The sequence below is a fragment of the Pseudoalteromonas haloplanktis ATCC 14393 genome (assembly GCF_000238355.1).
Classification (GTDB): Bacteria; Pseudomonadota; Gammaproteobacteria; order Enterobacterales; family Alteromonadaceae; genus Pseudoalteromonas; species Pseudoalteromonas haloplanktis.
In genome coordinates this window covers 193,705-208,100 of sequence record NZ_AHCA01000007.1, presented here as the reverse complement: position 1 = coordinate 208,100, position 14,396 = coordinate 193,705, and the positions used below count along the sequence as shown (strand labels likewise).

The 14,396-nt window shown below is 41.3% G+C and carries 17 protein-coding genes and 1 tRNA gene; 11 read left to right on the top strand and 7 right to left on the bottom strand.

The genetic code is table 11. The annotated features are described in order from the left end of the window. Positions 1-47: 47 nt before the first annotated feature. Entirely contained in the window at positions 48-887 is an 840-nt protein-coding gene (locus tag PHAL_RS0114555) for a 23S rRNA (adenine(2030)-N(6))-methyltransferase RlmJ (RefSeq protein WP_016709156.1), read from the bottom strand. 260 nt (positions 888-1,147) lie between these two features. Between PHAL_RS0114555 and zapB the strand changes: the two genes are divergently transcribed. The 9 genes from zapB (at position 1,148) to PHAL_RS0114510 (ending at position 8,499) form a co-directional block, all read left to right on the top strand. Further along, entirely contained in the window at positions 1,148-1,378 is a 231-nt protein-coding gene (zapB, locus tag PHAL_RS0114550) for a cell division protein ZapB (RefSeq protein WP_029216176.1), read from the top strand. Then, the gene (locus PHAL_RS0114545; protein ID WP_016709154.1) at positions 1,378-1,677 is read left to right on the top strand and encodes a cell division protein ZapA; all 300 of its coding nucleotides are present in this window, start codon (positions 1,378-1,380) and stop codon (positions 1,675-1,677) included. Before zapB ends, PHAL_RS0114545 begins: the two co-directional genes overlap by 1 nt. A 103-nt stretch (positions 1,678-1,780) precedes the next feature. Next, positions 1,781-2,800: an MBL fold metallo-hydrolase gene (locus PHAL_RS0114540; RefSeq protein WP_138973958.1), complete on the top strand. Its 1,020-nt coding sequence runs from the start codon at positions 1,781-1,783 to the stop codon at positions 2,798-2,800. A 54-nt stretch (positions 2,801-2,854) separates the two neighbouring features. Further along, complete coding sequence (locus PHAL_RS0114535) at positions 2,855-4,342, top strand: LysM peptidoglycan-binding domain-containing protein (protein ID WP_016709152.1); 1,488 nt, start codon at positions 2,855-2,857, stop codon at positions 4,340-4,342. A gap of 71 nt (positions 4,343-4,413) precedes the next feature. Then, positions 4,414-4,902: an FKBP-type peptidyl-prolyl cis-trans isomerase gene (locus tag PHAL_RS0114530; RefSeq protein ID WP_016709151.1), complete on the top strand. Its 489-nt coding sequence runs from the start codon at positions 4,414-4,416 to the stop codon at positions 4,900-4,902. Between the two features lie 9 nt (positions 4,903-4,911). Beyond that, positions 4,912-5,640 carry an SDR family NAD(P)-dependent oxidoreductase gene (locus tag PHAL_RS0114525; RefSeq protein WP_016709150.1) on the top strand — a complete coding sequence of 243 codons (729 nt, stop codon included), beginning with the start codon at positions 4,912-4,914 and terminating at the stop codon, positions 5,638-5,640. Continuing rightward, positions 5,637-6,479 (top strand): amidohydrolase family protein, encoded by an 843-nt coding sequence (locus PHAL_RS0114520; protein WP_016709149.1) that lies wholly within the window; start codon positions 5,637-5,639, stop codon positions 6,477-6,479. The genes PHAL_RS0114525 and PHAL_RS0114520 overlap by 4 nt, the downstream gene beginning before the upstream one ends. A gap of 49 nt (positions 6,480-6,528) precedes the next feature. Beyond that, positions 6,529-8,103 (top strand): S41 family peptidase, encoded by a 1,575-nt coding sequence (locus tag PHAL_RS0114515; RefSeq protein WP_016709148.1) that lies wholly within the window; start codon positions 6,529-6,531, stop codon positions 8,101-8,103. A gap of 18 nt (positions 8,104-8,121) precedes the next feature. Then, positions 8,122-8,499 carry a hypothetical protein gene (locus PHAL_RS0114510; protein WP_016709147.1) on the top strand — a complete coding sequence of 126 codons (378 nt, stop codon included), beginning with the start codon at positions 8,122-8,124 and terminating at the stop codon, positions 8,497-8,499. A gap of 236 nt (positions 8,500-8,735) precedes the next feature. On the opposite strand, the gene PHAL_RS0114505 is transcribed toward PHAL_RS0114510, so the two are convergent. The 4 genes from PHAL_RS0114505 to PHAL_RS0114490 form a co-directional block, all read right to left on the bottom strand. Next, complete coding sequence (locus PHAL_RS0114505) at positions 8,736-9,911, bottom strand: mandelate racemase/muconate lactonizing enzyme family protein (protein WP_016709146.1); 1,176 nt, start codon at positions 9,909-9,911, stop codon at positions 8,736-8,738. A 24-nt stretch (positions 9,912-9,935) separates the two neighbouring features. Beyond that, a complete protein-coding gene (locus PHAL_RS0114500; protein WP_016709145.1) occupies positions 9,936-10,703 on the bottom strand; it encodes a class II aldolase/adducin family protein in 768 nt (255 codons plus the stop codon). A 159-nt stretch (positions 10,704-10,862) separates the two neighbouring features. Continuing rightward, positions 10,863-11,186 carry a c-type cytochrome gene (locus PHAL_RS0114495; protein ID WP_016709144.1) on the bottom strand — a complete coding sequence of 108 codons (324 nt, stop codon included), beginning with the start codon at positions 11,184-11,186 and terminating at the stop codon, positions 10,863-10,865. A 142-nt stretch (positions 11,187-11,328) separates the two neighbouring features. Then, positions 11,329-11,868 (bottom strand): DUF2058 domain-containing protein, encoded by a 540-nt coding sequence (locus PHAL_RS0114490; RefSeq protein WP_016709143.1) that lies wholly within the window; start codon positions 11,866-11,868, stop codon positions 11,329-11,331. Positions 11,869-12,076: 208 nt separating this feature from the next. Here PHAL_RS0114490 and PHAL_RS0114485 point away from each other — a divergent pair, with 208 nt between their 5' ends. After that, positions 12,077-13,219 carry an MFS transporter gene (locus PHAL_RS0114485; RefSeq protein ID WP_016709142.1) on the top strand — a complete coding sequence of 381 codons (1,143 nt, stop codon included), beginning with the start codon at positions 12,077-12,079 and terminating at the stop codon, positions 13,217-13,219. Here the strand turns inward: PHAL_RS0114485 and PHAL_RS0114480 are convergent. Continuing rightward, positions 13,186-13,686, bottom strand: coding sequence for a prolyl-tRNA synthetase associated domain-containing protein (locus PHAL_RS0114480; protein WP_016709141.1), 501 nt, complete (start codon positions 13,684-13,686; stop codon positions 13,186-13,188). The two genes, PHAL_RS0114485 and PHAL_RS0114480, sit on opposite strands and share 34 nt — an antisense overlap. Beyond that, entirely contained in the window at positions 13,687-14,073 is a 387-nt protein-coding gene (locus tag PHAL_RS0114475; protein WP_016709140.1) for a hypothetical protein, read from the bottom strand. 174 nt (positions 14,074-14,247) lie between these two features. On the opposite strand from PHAL_RS0114475, the gene PHAL_RS0114470 reads away from it, so the two are divergent. After that, a tRNA-Ala gene (locus PHAL_RS0114470) sits at positions 14,248-14,323 on the top strand. Positions 14,324-14,396: the final 73 nt, after the last annotated feature.

The window sequence follows — 14,396 nt, the reverse complement described above, 5'->3', positions numbered from 1 at the left end:
ATATAACGCATAGACATCAAACGCCCAGCTCTGCTGGGCGTTTTAGGTTATTCTTCAACTAACTGTTCGCTACGGTAAAAACCAGACGAGTCGCTTAGCAGACTTACCAGCTCTGGTAATATCTTATCCATCGTTTGTTTAAGCTTCCATGGCGGGTTAATTACGATCATTCCTGATGCCGTCATACCATGTACTTCAGTATCCGCTGTGGTAGCCAGTTCAAATAACTGAATATTACGCATACCTGAGGCAATTAAGCCCTCTTCCATACGCTCAATTCGCTCTCTATCAACCACTGGGTACCAAATCATATACGTGCCTGTAGCAAAACGCTGATAAGCTTTGGTTAGCGTTTTAACAACGGTATCGTAGTCGTCTTTAATTTCATAGGGTGGGTCAATTAATACGCACGCGCGACGCGACGCAGGAGGCAATAAACCAATTAAACCTGCAAAACCATTCTCACCACGAACACGGATCGAACGTTTGCCGCTCATGTTTTCTTGCAGTAGCGTTAAATCCCGCGGATGCAATTCAAAAAACCAGCCCTTGTCTTGGCGACGCAAAAAATGCTCGGCAATTTTTGGAGAGCCGGGGTAAAAAGCCAACTGCGCCGAGTTATTAAATGATTTTATCAATTCGATATAATCATTTAGCGCTTGGTGTTCGCTATTATGTTGGTAAAGCTTAGCGATACCATCAAGGTATTCTTGGGTCTTTTGCGCATCGGCACCTGCCAATTCAAAAAAACCAGCCCCTGAATGGGTATCGATATAGTCCAATGGCTTATCTTTAAGTGTTTGGTAGCTCAAGACTTGAGCAAGGACCAAATGTTTAACCACATCGGCTGGGTTTCCAGCATGAAATGAGTGTCTATAACTAAGCATAATGTTATTTCGCTATAAATGGTTTATTTAAATAAACCCATTGAAGTTGGTTATATTCTACAACATAAAATGCCGAGGGTCATAAATTGCTGGTGCTTGAATTCAAGATTAAGTGAATCACTTATGAACAAATCAGGCGCTAGCCTGAACAGCTCATTAACATTAAATAAAAATCAGCTAAAACGCACGTAAATGCTGGCATATAAAGCAACTTTGCTTTACATTTGCATGACAATAATCACAGTTTTATGAGCGCCTTAATGAATAACGATACCCTTTCTCAACTAGAACAATTGATCGACCAATTAATTGGTCAAAATTCACAGCTACAAGCTCAGGTTAGCGAGCTTAAAGAAAAAAACAGTAAGTTAATCGATGAAAATGAAATTCTTCAACTTGAAGTCCTCGAAAGTGAAGAAAAACAAAAAGACACCAGTACAACGTTAACTGGTTTACTTGAGAAGCTACAAAGCGTCCAACAGGCTAGCTAATGTCTGAGCTGCAAAACCAGCGAGTCACCGTTGAGTTGCTTGGTAAAGAGCAGCAATTTGCTTGCCCTGCAGGACAAGAAGATGCCCTCATTGCATCAGCCAAATATTTAAATGATTTGGTTGAACAAATGAAGCAACGCTCAACCGTGCGAAATGATCAAAAAGCCTTATTAATGGCAGCTTTGAACATGAGCCACGAGTTACTTGAAGCGAAAACGCAGCAAAGCGTTGAACAACAACAACAAGATCAGCTCATTGATAAACTAAGTGCTTACTTAGGACAATCATCAACCAAATAAAAAAGCGCCCTGCGCTTTTTTATTATCTCGCTATTTCCAGTATCAATTCCAAACAAAATCCGCTAACTTTGCTATTTTATTGTTGGCTGCTCAGGTTGTCACTATGACCCATTATTTTTATTCTCCCATGAAATTTATTACGTTTTTACTGCTAAGCTGCTTCTGTGTTGCAGCCAATACAACTGCTGCGCCAACGCAATGGCGCACTATCTCTGCAAATGTACAATTTTTAGAGCAGTCGAGTAATTTACGTTTTTATGATTCAAACCAAGTGCTTATTCAGGGTGATAAATGTGCATTAATGTTTGATGCCAGTGGCGATTTTGCCGCTGTTGAAACGACCATTGAACACCTAAAAAATACCTTAACGACTCCTTTATGCTACTTGGTTGCTAGCCACTTTCACGATGACCATTTACTGGGGATGGCTATTTTGCAACACCACTACCCTGACGCCCAACTAATTGTTCATCAACAGCTTGCAACTGAGTTTCAGACTCTGCAAAAAGCTTACTTTGATAAATTGGACAGTTATGAAAAAAGCATTGAACTGAGCTTGCAACGCTTATCACAGCAACCAGAAGCCCAGCAGCAACAGTGGCGCGATAAGCTCAACTTAGCGAAACAACGATTGCTTCGTTGGCGCCAATACCAACTGCAAGCACCCAATATACCAGTCTCTCAGCCGCTCACGCTGGAGCTTGGTAACTATCCTGTCACTATTAACGCCTATCAAGCTCATACCAACGCTGATCTAACTCTCAGCGCCGAAAACCATCGTATTTTAGTTGGCGCAGATCTCGTTGACTGGCTAGCCTATCCAGGTCACGGTAATTTTAATAGTTGGATAAAAGTACTGTCGCAATTACACAGTGATAAACGCATTAAACTAATTCTTCCAGGACACGGAGGAGTACTTAAAGTCGATGATTTACAACAACCTTTAAGCTTTTTACAGGCTATTGAAGCGCATGTATTAGCGCACCCACAACAAGACTTAACTCAATTAGAACACAGCTTTGATCAACAATTTGCTAAAGACTATCAAATCGACGAAATATCCAAGAAAGCTTATCCTCTGTTCCTACAGGCTGGACTTAAACGAGCGAAACAGTCAAAATAGCGACTGCACGCGGATGTGCTAGACTTTTAAAAGGATATTAATTTAGTGATTTTTATGCGCAGTTATCTCTTAGCCCTATTAATGTTGTTACTGTTGCTTACTGGTTGCCAGACAACAGAGCAACCTGTAGAGCCAAGTGATGCACCGCAAGCCCCAATTATTTTTAATCACTTTAAACCAACACATACCCCGCAGCCACTGGCAGACAGCGAACAGAAAAAACAAACAATAAAATTAAAAGCACCATCGCAACAAGCTACAAAACAATCTCAAGCAAGCAATCGCAGTCAAGACTTATGGCAGCATATTGCTGATAAATTAACCATCAAAGTGTATCTAAACAAAGCTCTCAACAAACGTATTTCATGGTATACCAAGCAACCTAATTACTTACAGATAGTCAATGAACGTGCTGCTCCGTACCTTTATCATATTGTCAGTAAAATTGAGCAACGTAAGTTACCGATGGAGTTAGCCTTGTTACCTTTTGTTGAAAGCGACTTTAGGCCCACCATCAGCTCATCAGAGCAGGCGGTTGGAGTATGGCAATTAGTCGGTGCGACAGCCCATCACTTTGGGATCAAATCAGATCAGTGGTATGACGGTCGCAAAGATGTCTTGGCCTCAACCGATGCAGCACTGGCGTATTTAGAGTATTTATATAAACAATTTGATGGCAATTGGTTGCATGCATTAGCGGCCTATAATAGTGGCGAAGGACGAGTAAAACGCGCAATTGCCGAAAATAAAAAGCGCGGTAAAAGCACTGATTACTGGACTTTAAAATTACCAAAAGAAACCGCTGAATACGTACCAAAACTACTTGCACTAAGCTACTTAGTAAAACACCCAAACCGCGGCTTGACTCGCCCTAAGCTGGCGAATAAAGCACTAACAACTGAACTAAATATTGGTCAACAATTTGACTTTTCAGTGATAGCCAACCTATCAGGCATCGGTCGTAACCAGTTACATAAACTGAATCCAGGTTATTTAAAAAATCAAAGTTCTCCCAACGGCCCACACACTTTATTACTCCCATTACAGCAACAAAGCTTACTAAGCAGTCAATTCTTTAAGAGTAATTTTGCTGGTGAATATACGGTGAAAAAAGATGACACCTTATATTCAATAGCTCGCCGCTTTGGATTATCGGTGGAAAAACTTAAAGCTATAAATCATAAACATTCCAACCTAATTGGTATTGGTGAAACCCTAATGATTGGACAACCTCGCACTATGCCCGATTCATTAACGATTGATTATAGAATTAGCCCTTACCTTGAGCAGAATGAAATGGCGATCCCAACGATTGCGATCCACTATCAAGTAAAACCAGGCGATACCATCTGGGGAATTAGCCAGCTATACGACGTGCCGCATAGTGATTTAGCGCAATGGAATCAACTCAATGCCTCCAGTATTTTAACACCAGGTACGCAACTGGTTTTACATTTACCACAAGCAACGAAAACGGCTCCTCAAATACACAATGAAGGTTTACTTTCTGAACTTGAAAAAACCTTAAAACAACCGCACTAACCAGCAGTTTCACATCACTCGTATTTAGCGTAAAATTAGTTTTTCATTTTAGTTAAATTAAAGAGATCAGCATGCAAATTAGCAAAAACTCGGCCGTGGAATTTCACTACACATTAAGTGAAGCAGGCGAGCAACTAGAAACAAGTACAGGCAATGAACCATTAAGTTATATCCACGGCCTTGAAGGCATGCTGCCAGGTCTTGAAAAAGCCCTTGAAGGTAAATCTGCGGGTGACACTTTAAGCGTGACTTTAGAACCTAGTGAATCATATGGCGAGCGTGTTGATGATCTTATTCAGCGCATTCCACTTAAACATCTACAAGGTGACACTAAAGTGTGGAAACCAGGCATGACAGCGATGGTTCATTCAAACCAAGGTCGTCATCAAGTAACGATTGTAAAAGTAGGCCGCTTCAATGCTGATTGTGATTTAAATCACCCATTTGCAGGCAAAACACTGACTTTTGATGTGCAAATACTTAGCGTGCGTGAAGCAACCAGCGATGAATTATCTCATGGTCATGTGCATAGCGAAGGCGGCTGCGGCCACAACCACTAAGGAATTACTATGTCAAAGGTTGCTATCGTTACGGGCGGCAGTAAAGGCATAGGCCTAGCTGTGGTTGCACGCTTTTTAAAGAATGGTTATCAGGTACATAACCTAGATATTGAAAGTGGCGAGCTAGGTATTTGGCACCACTGTGATGTCAGTAATGTGAGTGCTGTAAAGCAAGTTATTACAGATATTGCCAATCAAGAACAACGCATCGATGTATTGGTATCGAATGCGGGCCGTCATTTAAGTGCAACGATTGAGAATACCGACGAAGCAACCTTTGATAGCTTATTTGCCTTAAATGTAAAAGGTGCATACGCAGCAATTCAGAGCGTTTTACCGAGCATGAAAGCACAGCAACATGGGGCGATTATTTTAATTGCCTCAGATCAAGCAATTATCGGCAAAACCAATTCATTTGCTTACAATTTAACAAAGCATGCCTTAGCATCAATAGCCAAAACCACAGCTCTAGATTACGCGCAATATAATATTCGCGCTAATGCTGTTTGCCCTGGCACCATAGAAACACCACTATTTCATAATGCGATTGATGCCTACTGCGCTCGCAGTGGCGCAGATAAAGCAAGCATCGTTGCCGAAGAAGGTGCTTTGCAGCCGCTAGGTAGACTCGGCCAAGCTGATGAAGTAGCGGCACTTGTTAACTTTTTAGCCAGTGATGATGCCAGCTTTATTACTGGAAGTTTGCAAACCATTGACGGTGGCTACACAACACAATGAGTGAACGTATTATCGATCCCCACGTGCACTTTTTTAATTTAGCACAGGGGCAATACGATTGGTTGCAAGGTAACAATCCGGTCAGCTGGCCAAATTTAGCAAAAATTAAAGCACCTATAACCGCAGCGCAATTACAGCAACAAACCCAGTTTGAACTGGCAGGCCTGGTGCATATTGAGGCAGGTTATGATAACCAACAACCCATCAACGAATTACTTTGGTTAGCTGAACATTTAGCAGATCAAAACTATAAAGCAATTAGCTTTGCCAAAATTGATGGTCATCCAAGTAATTTTAATGCTGCTATTACTGCATTATCACACCCCTCCTTGATTGGTATTCGAGATATTACACAAGGCAGCGACGCCATACGTTTAAGCAATTCTAACTGCCTAGAAAACCTAGCTTTACTAAGCAGTGAGCAGTTAATTTTCGAAGCACAATTTGCAATTGAAAACCTTGCAATAACACAACACATTGTAAATTATTGCCATCAACTACCGCAGTTACAGATCGTTATAAACCATGCAGGTTTGCCAAATGACTTATTAGATTGGCAGCAAGGGATCCGCCAATTAGCACAAATAGCCAATTGCAGGATCAAGTTTTCAGGATTTGAATTATTTCCTGCACTTTCACAAAACCTGCAACAACTGTGCTTCGAGTTTATTATTAAGCACTTTGGTTTACACCGAGTAATGTTTGCTAGTAACTTTCCAGTGTGCCAAATCAATGCAAGTTATCAACAATGTTGGCATAGCCATTATCAGCGCTGTACGAGTGACAATATGTGGTCACAACTTAGCTACAAAAACGCACAGTACTGCTATCAAGTTTAATTAAAACCCGCTATATTTAAGCTATGTTGTATTAAAATAAAGTATAAATATGGCTATTTCATCAACAAATAAATTCGCGTTAGGGCTTATTAATTGCTCTTTGCTAGTACTGCTCAGCGGCTGTGGTGGCGGTAGTACAATGACCGACAACAATAACAGCAATGGTGATGGCGACACTGGTAACAGTATCAATTGGACTCAAGGTGTATTCCAACCATCAAGTAACTTTGATCAACAATGCCAAGCACTAAACGAAAAGCATTGGCTGCGATCATGGAGCAATGAAACTTACCTTTGGTATGATGAAATAGTCGATCGTGATCCTGCCCTCACTCCCGCTGTGAGCGACTATTTTAACTTATTAAAAACCGAGCAGATTACTGACTCTGGCGCTAAAAAAGATAACTTTCATTCCAGTCTACCAACCGCACAATGGGAAGCACAAAGTCAATCTGGTGTAACGTTTGGCTATGGTTTTAAAGTGAAGTTAATAAGCCCATCAGCGCCGCGCCAAGGTGTGATTAGCTATACGGAGCCGAACTCACCTGCAAGTAATGCAAATCTTGCTCGTGGTTTTGAGATTTTAGAAGTTGACGGCGTTGACTTTGTTAATGCCAGCACGCAAGCAGAAGTAGACACCCTCAATGCAGGTTTATTTCCAACTCAAACAGGGAAAAATACGACCTTTTTATTTAAGGACTTAAACACTGACGAAACGCGTGAAGTCACTTTAACCTCGCAAACAATTAGCTCTAAACCTGTTACAAACGTAAAAACCTTAGCCGATGGCAGCGTAGGCTACTTTCAGTTTAATAGTCATAATGCGGTGGCTGAAAAACCACTTTATGATGCTTTTAATAATCTAAAAGCCAGTAATGTCACTGATTTAATTATTGATATTCGTTACAACGGCGGTGGTTTCTTACAAATGGCAAGCCAAGTTGCTTACATGATCGCAGGAGCTGAGAATACCAATGGTAAAATTTTCGAAAGAACGATTTTTAACGATCAGCACCCCACTTTTAACCCTGTCACTGGACAACGTTTAGAACCTGTGATGTTCACTGATGAATTTCTTGGCTTTGCTGATAACCCAGCATTAATACCTGGCACCCCGTTACCGACCCTTAATTTAGAACGCGTTTATTTATTAACGACCGCTAGCACCTGCTCAGCCAGTGAAGCGATTATGAATGGCTTACGCGGAGCTGATGTTGAAGTCATTCAAATTGGCGCTGGTACTTGCGGTAAGCCCTATGGCTTTTACGCAACCGATAACTGCGACATCACTTATTTTAGTATTCAATTTACCGGCGAGAACCACAAAGGCTTTGGGGAGTATGCTGACGGTTTTGCACCACAAAATACCACTGACAACGCCCGTTTACCTGTTCGTGTAGAAGGCTGCGCAGTGGCTGACGACTTTAGCCATCAATTAGGTGATCCTGAAGAAGCAATGCTTAAAGCAGCACTTAATTACCGTGCAAGCGGCAGTTGCCCTGTTGCAAGCTCAATAGCCAGTAAGCAGGGCTTTGCACCCGCTCGCTTTAGCGACACGCCAGCTGTACAAGACACCCGTGCCGCAACTTTGGCTGAGCAAAATAAAATATTGCCAAGCCAGTAAGTTATTAAGGCCATAAGAATGCTAAACAAAAAACTCTATTTCATGATAACGGCAGTACTGCTCTACGGTTGTACAACAGCAGAAACTGCCACGCCCAAATTACAGCATGCATTACTAACAAAACCGCAAAGCGAGCTTATTGCCCAAGGTATTGCTCGTCTGATGCGCACTGATAATATTGCAATCGCTGATGATGTATTTATGCAGCGCAGTTTACTGGTGGTCGATAACGTTACTAAACTCGATGAGTTTGGTAACCCAATCATGGGCAAGCAACTCAACATGCCAGACCGCTATGAACTACTCATTAAAAATGATCTGTGCTTTGTAAGGCATTTAGACAGCAAAGCCACAGAGCCATTGCCGGATGTGAAATGTAAGGTGAATTATAACTAGGTCCGAGGTTCGAGGTTCGAGGGTTGGTTCGAGGTTCGAGGTTCGAGGTTCGAGGTTCGAGGTTCGAGGTTCGAGGTTCGAGGTTCGAGGTTCGAGGTTCGAGGTTCGAGGTTCGAGGTTCGAGCAAAATTGTAGTGCAGTGAATGTGTAAGAAATAGTTTTAAAAGAAAAAGTGGATAAGCTTAATGAAAAGCGAGCTAAATTTAGCTCGCTATCCATAGCTCGCGACTCGTCGCTTATTTTATTTCTACACGTTGCGAGCGCATCACTATTTCATCGTTCAGCTCAATACCAATACCTGGCTCCTCTGATACTTCGAAGAAACCATTTTTAGGCTGTGGATCTTGTAAGCATAACTCTCTATTCCACTTTTTAATCGCATAAGTGTGGTGCTCATGAATTAAGAAGTTTGGAATCGCTGTTTCTAAGTGCAATGATGCCGCTGTGGCAACAGGGCCACCACAGACGTGAGCTTGAATTCGCACGTCAAAGATATCTGCGTAATCACACACTTTTTTGGTTTCAGTAAAACCACCACATAAACCAATATCCGGCTGTAGCACATCAATACTTTGATCTTCTAAATACGGACGCACACCCCAGCGGTTATATAAGCGCTCGCCACCAGCAATTGGCACCGACACTTTATCTGCGACCTTCGCATGTAAAGAGTGGTTTAGATAATTAACAGGTTCTTCATAGTACATGCAGTCAAATTCTTTGGCGATTTCACCTATTTGAATGGCAGAAGTTGCCCCAGGTAAACTGTGGCATTCAAAAATGATATCAACCTCATCGCCAACCGCTTCGCGAATTGCTTGCATGCGCGCGCGATAAAGCTTCATCTCAGCGCGTGAAATGATGTTAGTACGATCGTAATAGGTATTACCGTCCTTATCGTATTGGATCGGGTCAACTTTAACCGCATCGTAACCTTCGGCCACCGCTTTTAATGCTGCTTCAGCGTATTCTTGTGGATGCACAAGCGCTTTAAATTCACTGTCCCAATCGAACTGTAGTTGCGATGCATAGGTACGTAGTTTGTCATTCACTTTACCGCCCAGTAACTGATACACAGGCAAACCTAATGCTTTACCTTTAATATCCCATAGAGCCGTGTCTATCGCGCTCATAGCAGCATACACTACAGGTCCGCCACCTAAGCCCCAAAAGCTTTCACGAAGCATACGTGACCATAATTTTTCGGTTTGAAACGGGTCATGCCCAATTAAAAATGCATCGGCCATTTCTTTGATCATGGCAGCGGCAGCACTGTGACCTAAGTCATAAGCAAGCCCAGCTTCACCAACCCCACTTATACCTTCATCGGTATGAATACGAACAAATACAGGTGTCCAAGCAGGTCTGTCTGGACAATGGATATCAAACACTTCAACGCGATTAACTTTCATAAAATTCCTTATTAACCAACTTGGTTATTTTGCAAAATTAGGATCAAGTCGATAAGCTTTACGTAACATCGCAGGCCAGGCTAATTGTCCGCCAGTACTACCACTGTGTACGACATTCGCTTGATTATAAATATTATCTATTATCGCTTGCGGCACTGGTGTAACCGCTTGACCACTGGCTTGTAGAGCGAGCTGAATTTCACAGGCGCGCTGTAAATCATAAAAACGCATAAATGCATCCCCTACTGTTGGCCCAACTGTTAAGCCACCGTGATTTACTAATAGCATATGATTAGTATCTGCCAAATCATCTTGCAAGCGTTTTTTCTCATCATTATTGACCGCCAACCCTTCATAACCATGATAAGACAATGAAGGCAGTGAAAACATGGAATATTGACTCAGTGGTAATAAACCATTTTGCTGCGTAGCAACGGCGATGGTTTCTTTAGTATGCAAATGGATCACGCAGTGGGCATCTTCACGCACTTCGTGGATCGCGCTGTGGATAGTGAACCCTGCAGGGTTAATAGCAAATGGCGTGTCATCTAAAATATTGCCATTTAAATCCACTTTAACTAAATTGGAGGCGGTTACTTCATCAAATGTTAAGCCAAACGCATTCACTAAATAATGATCAGTACCCGGCAAACGCGCTGATAAATGCGTATAAATCAAATCACCCCAACGAAAATGCTCAACCAACCGGTAGCAGGCAGCTAAATCAATACGTAGCTGCCACTCTTGGGCAGAAACTTTATTTTTTAAATCAAGTTGTGGTAATTCAAACATTGCAGTGCCTTATAGAAACGTGCTCAACAATTAACACGAAATAGATGGATAGAAGTCTAAAGTAGTGAGCGAGGATGATCAATCTTTAAAATAAAACAGCCACACCATTTGGTGTGGCTGTTTACTGCCAGTTAAGTAGGTAACTAGCATTTAGACAAGTTATTTTACGTTTGCTAAATAATCAGCAATTGCTGTCATTTCTTCTTCAGATACATTTGCGACCATTGCTTTCATCGCTGCAGCCATGCCGTTGTTACGCGCGCCCGATTTTATATCTTTCATTTGTGCGACTAAATACTCTTTATTCTGACCATTTAGTTTTGGGTACATAGCCATGATAGGTGCTTTACCTTCTGGGCCATGACATGTTTGACATAGTTTTGCAGTGTAAAGCGCAGCGCCATCGGCAGCCATGCTATTAAATGACACACTTGCAGCCATAGTGAGACTGGCACCTAAGAGTAATTTTGTTATCTTGCTCATTGTATTCTCTCTTCTTTTTGACGGTTTATAAAAATTATTGCTCTAATTGTAGACCATAATAACGGATCTTTGCACATAACTAATGTACGTTATTTATACACCAAGTAGATCACCAAACACACTGTTCAAATTAGCTGCTAGGCTACCAAACTAAATCATCTGGTACTTCAAAATCTGCATAAGGATCATCGGCATCTTTGCCTTTGTCTTCAGGTTCAACATGAAACACAATGTACTTTTCATCGACTTCTGCCACTTTTCGCGCAGGCTCATCTTCAAGTACAAAAAACTGCCCTTCTAAAACACAGATAGCGAGTCGCCCACCGGCTAATGCCTTTTGGGTTTTTTCGTTTACATCTAACTCTTTTACTTTATTTTCATAAGTAAAGTTAAAAGTTCGCTCCCCACGGATCGAATCTTGATTATGGTGCTCTAAAATTTGCTTAACACGGGCGATTTGTTCACGCTGCTTCAGCTCAGCTTGACGCGCCTGATTTAACTCTTCTGCTTTTTTCTGTTGCTCTAACTTTGTCTGCTGAATATGTTTTTGCAGATCACTGGGGTTACTTGTGGCCCCTTTTTTAGGCTTTTTTTGCTGCTTACGCTTTTCAGTCTTAGCGACTTTCGCTTTGTGTGACGTTGTTAGTCCTGCTTTTAGCAATTGGTCTTGTAATGAACCCATGGCTTTGTTCCATTAAAAACTGATATTAAGATTATTTTAATCGTCAATGCAGAAGAATCATAGTGCTGCGGCTATTAATCTAACAAACTGTTGCGGCTGATACCCTGATTTAGCGCAATAAATGATGATTTAAAAGAAAAAAGGTTTAACTTGATTGAATTAAATAGCAATCAGGTTATGCTGTGGTTTTTGTAGTAGGGGCAATATAATGCGCTTGAGTCATTTATTAGTGTGCTCAGTGTTTATCTTTTTTGTACTTTATGCGCCACAGCCATTGTTAGGCTTATTTGCCGAGCAGTTTTCAGTTAGTCCGGCCACTGCGGGCAGCTTGATGACGGCGACTATGATCCCATTAGCCGTCGCTCCTTTAATGTATGGTTTACTACTCGCTAAACGTAACCCTCTTACTATTCTTCGCTATACTATGCTGCTACTTGCTGTTAGTTGCATTGCTTTTGCGTACGCCCCCAGCTTTGAGTTATTACTGTTGCTACGGTTCTTACAAGGTTTAACGTTACCTGCCGCACTTACAGCAATGACCACCTATATTGGCAGTACTTATCAAGCGGAACACTTACAAAAGAACATGACTCTCTATATAGGGAGCACCATAGCAGGAGGTTATTTTGGCCGTGTATTTGCCGCTGTTTTTGCAGATCTTTGGACATGGCAAAGTTTTTATTTTGTTATCGCTGCTGGTTTAATTGGCTCAGCTTTATGTATACCACGCCATCAAGTCGCCATTGTTAGTAATGCGCTTTCACCACTAAACTATTTAAAGCAACTGGCTAATGCTGCCGTCTTAAAGTTGTATGGTGCTGTGTTTTGTATGTTTTTTTGCTTTGCAGCGTTATTAAATTATTTGCCATTCATTTTACGCGACACTTTTTTAATTACTAACACTCGCGATATTGGCTTAGTCTACAGTGGCTATTTAATCGGCGCACTCGCTTCTATAGCAACACCTTGGCTATTAAGAAAAAGTATTTCACCGTGGCATTTATTGTCAGCAATATTTATGTTTTATAGTACAACCATGGTCTTTTTAATGAGTTCACAGTTGTTGGTATTTTTACTGGCATTTACTGGCTTTTGTGGGGCAATGTTTATTATTCACTCAACAGCCGCACCACTGGTTAATAAAATCAGTAACGCGCCACCGAGTGTAACGAATGGCGCTTATGTGTCGTTTTATTACAGTGGCGGGGCATTAGGCTCTTTTTTACCTGGTTTGGTTTACCAGTACTATGGCCATGTTGCATTTATGGCAGCATTATTGTTTGTGTGCTTATGTGGTTTAGCATTAGTGGCTGCGGGTTATTTTGCAGGTAAAAAAACCACCTTAGGTTGATGACCTGTGCTTGCAAAAAAACGTTCTAAATCGGCTTTTTTTAACAACCATGTTTGCGTGTTCTCGAACGGATGGCAATGAAACAAATCGCCAAACCAAATATCTTGGTCTAACCAAAGTGTGACATTATTTTGCTTATCGTTCATTAACGCCAACATTGAGACACACCCAGGAGCGACTTTTAGAAAACGCGCCAAGCGCTCATCTGAAGCAAACCCTAAACGCGACAAACCTTGATATTTAGCCAGCGCTTTTAAATCTAATTGTTTGTCGTGAGCTGTGATCACTAAAAAATGGTTTTTACCTTCGTTATCGCGCAGGAATAAATTTTTTAGTCGTGTGCCGGGACGTTCTATCATTAATTCATCAGCAGTCAGACTGCCATGTAATGCTGGATGTTCAATTACATCGTAGCTAATTTCCAAATGCGCTAGCAGTGCTGCTAACTTAGTTTTATCCGCCACCATTTATAAACAATGCCCCCTTAATTGCACACTTAAGTCACGCCATACAACATTGTTTATTTCATACTTATCCTTACAGTATTGCGTTGTTTTTAACTCTTGTTGCAATAACTCTACGGCTTGGTCCTCTAACTCTAGCTTTAAGCTGTTCGATTCTTCAAAATATTCTTGCTCAGCAAAGCTTTTAAACTCACTGCGGGTAAGTGGTCGATCTAAGTTTAAACTTTTTCGGCTATTCGCTTTGACCGACACAACATAGGCAAAAATCTTCTTACCTTGCTCATCTAACTTGGTATGCAACTGCTTGTTATTAATTTCAAAAGGCGGCTCATCATTTTGACTTGCACATCCGCAGAGCAAAACGAGTAGGATCCATGCATATTTTTTCATCTTTAAAGTCTTTTTACTTTCTAGTGGCTACTAGTCTATCAAAAATACACTACTTGCGTGAAAATTCGCAAAATATATAAAAAATGCTTGACCAAATTTATAAATCTCATTAAAGTTCGTCCCGCTTGAAAGGGAATCTCAAGTGGGTTACGAAATTCGTAACTTTAGGAATGTGGGGCTATAGCTCAGCTGGGAGAGCGCCTGCCTTGCACGCAGGAGGTCAGCAGTTCGATCCTGCTTAGCTCCACCACTTTCCTACTCTTCTTATTTATCATCTTTTTAAACGTTTATTTCATCCTCATCAAATACTAATTCCAACAATC

Bases quoted from the DNA above. Each gene is read 5' to 3' on its own strand.
- PHAL_RS0114555 (WP_016709156.1), bottom strand. From the start codon at position 887: ATGCTTAGTTATAGACACTCATTTCATGCTGGAAACCCAGCCGATGTG.
- zapB (WP_029216176.1), top strand. From the start codon at position 1,148: ATGAATAACGATACCCTTTCTCAACTAGAACAATTGATCGACCAATTA.
- PHAL_RS0114545 (WP_016709154.1), top strand. From the start codon at position 1,378: ATGTCTGAGCTGCAAAACCAGCGAGTCACCGTTGAGTTGCTTGGTAAA.
- PHAL_RS0114540 (WP_138973958.1), top strand. From the start codon at position 1,781: ATGACCCATTATTTTTATTCTCCCATGAAATTTATTACGTTTTTACTG.
- PHAL_RS0114535 (WP_016709152.1), top strand. From the start codon at position 2,855: ATGCGCAGTTATCTCTTAGCCCTATTAATGTTGTTACTGTTGCTTACT.
- PHAL_RS0114530 (WP_016709151.1), top strand. From the start codon at position 4,414: ATGCAAATTAGCAAAAACTCGGCCGTGGAATTTCACTACACATTAAGT.
- PHAL_RS0114525 (WP_016709150.1), top strand. From the start codon at position 4,912: ATGTCAAAGGTTGCTATCGTTACGGGCGGCAGTAAAGGCATAGGCCTA.
- PHAL_RS0114520 (WP_016709149.1), top strand. From the start codon at position 5,637: ATGAGTGAACGTATTATCGATCCCCACGTGCACTTTTTTAATTTAGCA.
- PHAL_RS0114515 (WP_016709148.1), top strand. From the start codon at position 6,529: ATGGCTATTTCATCAACAAATAAATTCGCGTTAGGGCTTATTAATTGC.
- PHAL_RS0114510 (WP_016709147.1), top strand. From the start codon at position 8,122: ATGCTAAACAAAAAACTCTATTTCATGATAACGGCAGTACTGCTCTAC.
- PHAL_RS0114505 (WP_016709146.1), bottom strand. From the start codon at position 9,911: ATGAAAGTTAATCGCGTTGAAGTGTTTGATATCCATTGTCCAGACAGA.
- PHAL_RS0114500 (WP_016709145.1), bottom strand. From the start codon at position 10,703: ATGTTTGAATTACCACAACTTGATTTAAAAAATAAAGTTTCTGCCCAA.
- PHAL_RS0114495 (WP_016709144.1), bottom strand. From the start codon at position 11,186: ATGAGCAAGATAACAAAATTACTCTTAGGTGCCAGTCTCACTATGGCT.
- PHAL_RS0114490 (WP_016709143.1), bottom strand. From the start codon at position 11,868: ATGGGTTCATTACAAGACCAATTGCTAAAAGCAGGACTAACAACGTCA.
- PHAL_RS0114485 (WP_016709142.1), top strand. From the start codon at position 12,077: ATGCGCTTGAGTCATTTATTAGTGTGCTCAGTGTTTATCTTTTTTGTA.
- PHAL_RS0114480 (WP_016709141.1), bottom strand. From the start codon at position 13,686: ATGGTGGCGGATAAAACTAAGTTAGCAGCACTGCTAGCGCATTTGGAA.
- PHAL_RS0114475 (WP_016709140.1), bottom strand. From the start codon at position 14,073: ATGAAAAAATATGCATGGATCCTACTCGTTTTGCTCTGCGGATGTGCA.